Here is a 1967-nt window from a genome sequence, read left to right as displayed (position 1 = left end):
AGTTCCCGGCCTCGGTCACCCAGACGTTCACCGGTGGCGACCAGCCCAAGGCGGGCATGGTCTTCGAGGGCGACTTCGTGCCGCCAGGTGCAGCATCCATGTGGTCAGTGGTGCCAGGGCCAGGACCGCCACTCCCACGAGCGCGAGAAGCCCGGACGCCCTGACCATCGCAAGTCCGCACAGCCCGAATCCCAGTGCCGCGATGCCCGCACCGCTCCAGCCGGCAACCGTGTGGCCCAAGTCGTGGTCGTCGTCACCATGGATGAACATGATCTCGCCCCTCGAGAGCTGTGAAAATGGTAGGGATGACCCCATCGCGAGATCTCTTACCTCGCGAGCTAATTATCTTAGATCCTAAGAGGAATCGTGAGTGATCACAAGGCGCGCCCGGCCGCGACGGCGGACCACGCGCTCTACGCCATGGACCGGATGATCGCCACGGCCCAGTTCGGACAACAGGACATCGCCCGCCGGATGGGCCTGAACGTCACAGACCTCACGTGCCTGGGCTTCCTCATGGAGGCGTCGACGGCCGGCGAGTCGCTGGTCGCGGGCGATCTCGCGGACCGGGCCAGGCTGACCACCGGAGCGGTGACAGGAGTGCTGAACCGCCTGGAGAAGGCGGGCTACATCCGGCGTACCGCGGACCCGGGCGACCGCCGACGCGTGTACGTGGTCATGGAGGAAACGGCTCAAGAACGCGTTCTCGAGATCTACGGCCCCGTCTATCAGCGACTGGCGTCCCTCTTCGCCGACTACGGACCGGACGAGATCGCCGTGTTGGCGGACTGGTTCACCAGGGCCCGCACCATGTTCGACGAGGCGTTGCACGAAATCCGGGAGGGAACGTCGGCGTCACCGCAGGCCGACGGGGCTCCTTCTCACCGAGGGTGACGGACGCGCGAAAAGGGGCACGCGACCAACGCCGTCGGGACGCGGCCCCGACCAAGAGGCCGTCTACGAGTCGCCCCACACACAGCGAAGCGGGCCCACGCTCTCCCGCAAGGGCCCGCCATCAACGCCAGGGTCAGGATCCGCCGACGGACTCGACGACGTCGCCGGCGCTCACCGCTTCGTCCTGCGCCATGCCGAGGAAGCGCTGGACCGTCTGGATCGGCATGTCGAGCCCCTCCGACGCCTCCTGCATGCCACCGAACACCTGCACCGCCTCGGAGACGGCCATGGCCACCTCGACCTCGGCCTTGCGGACCTTGGCCTCGGCCTTGTCCACGGTGTCGACCACCGCCAACTGACGGCGCTGCTTCTCCTGAAGGCGCTGCTTGCGCGACAGGGCTCTGTCGGAGTTCGAGTTCTGCACAGACATGGCCAAGATCATAATCAGTTGTCTGGGCACTCGTGAAATCTGTAACTCGCCTGCACCGCGTGGACATTCACGGGTCGAGGCCAGGCCACCCGTACCGGCTCCGACCCGGCTCTCAGGCCCCGCATGAGCTCGGCGTCGACGGCGTCGGCCTTGGCGTAAAAGGCGCACAGGGGCCCCTTGCTCTCGTGTAGCAGCCGCCACCCGTCATGCAGCAGAACATGGGCACGAACATGGGGATCAAGCGGGTTGCGGAGAACTCGGGCGGGCGGTGCGGACCTCGCTGCGTCCCCGAGCAAAGCTGCCTGCGGTGCAGTCTTTTGCGGTCCGACCCTGACCGACGCCACCGCATCGTGGCCATCCGGGACAACCTCCTCGACCGCATCGCCGAAACCGAGAAGGAGGGCTGGCTCGGCGAGGTCGAAGGGCTCAGGGTCAGTCTCGCCGGAGCCGTGCAGAAACTGGCCCAGTTCGACGAGCGGGCTCAAATTGCCTGGTCGACGGTGCCGGAAGAATGATCTGATGCCCCCATGGCCGGAATGAGCATCACAGTGTGTCTACCTGCGCGAGAGGCTGGTCGATTGACATCCTCGCCCGCCTAAAGGAGGGCGATTCCCGCCTGCCGCGCTGTTGTCGGGCGCGGCTT

3 protein-coding genes are annotated in these 1967 nt (G+C 66.3%); 2 read left to right on the top strand and 1 reads right to left on the bottom strand.

Annotated features, from left to right (window positions below; genetic code table 11):
- The first annotated feature begins 420 nt into the window (after window positions 1-420).
- The gene (locus tag ACWEBX_RS39705) at window positions 421-894 is read left to right on the top strand and encodes a MarR family winged helix-turn-helix transcriptional regulator (RefSeq protein WP_451889564.1); all 474 of its coding nucleotides are present in this window, start codon (window positions 421-423) and stop codon (window positions 892-894) included.
- A gap of 133 nt (window positions 895-1027) precedes the next feature.
- On the opposite strand, the gene ACWEBX_RS39700 is transcribed toward ACWEBX_RS39705, so the two are convergent.
- Complete coding sequence (locus tag ACWEBX_RS39700; protein ID WP_451889563.1) at window positions 1028-1324, bottom strand: hypothetical protein; 297 nt, start codon at window positions 1322-1324, stop codon at window positions 1028-1030.
- A gap of 206 nt (window positions 1325-1530) precedes the next feature.
- On the opposite strand from ACWEBX_RS39700, the gene ACWEBX_RS39695 reads away from it, so the two are divergent.
- Window positions 1531-1839, top strand: coding sequence for a hypothetical protein (locus ACWEBX_RS39695; protein WP_451889562.1), 309 nt, complete (start codon window positions 1531-1533; stop codon window positions 1837-1839).
- The last annotated feature ends 128 nt before the right edge of the window (window positions 1840-1967 follow it).

The sequence above is a fragment of the Streptomyces sp. NPDC005070 genome (assembly GCF_053600395.1).
This window is presented reverse-complemented; position numbering and strand designations above follow the sequence as displayed.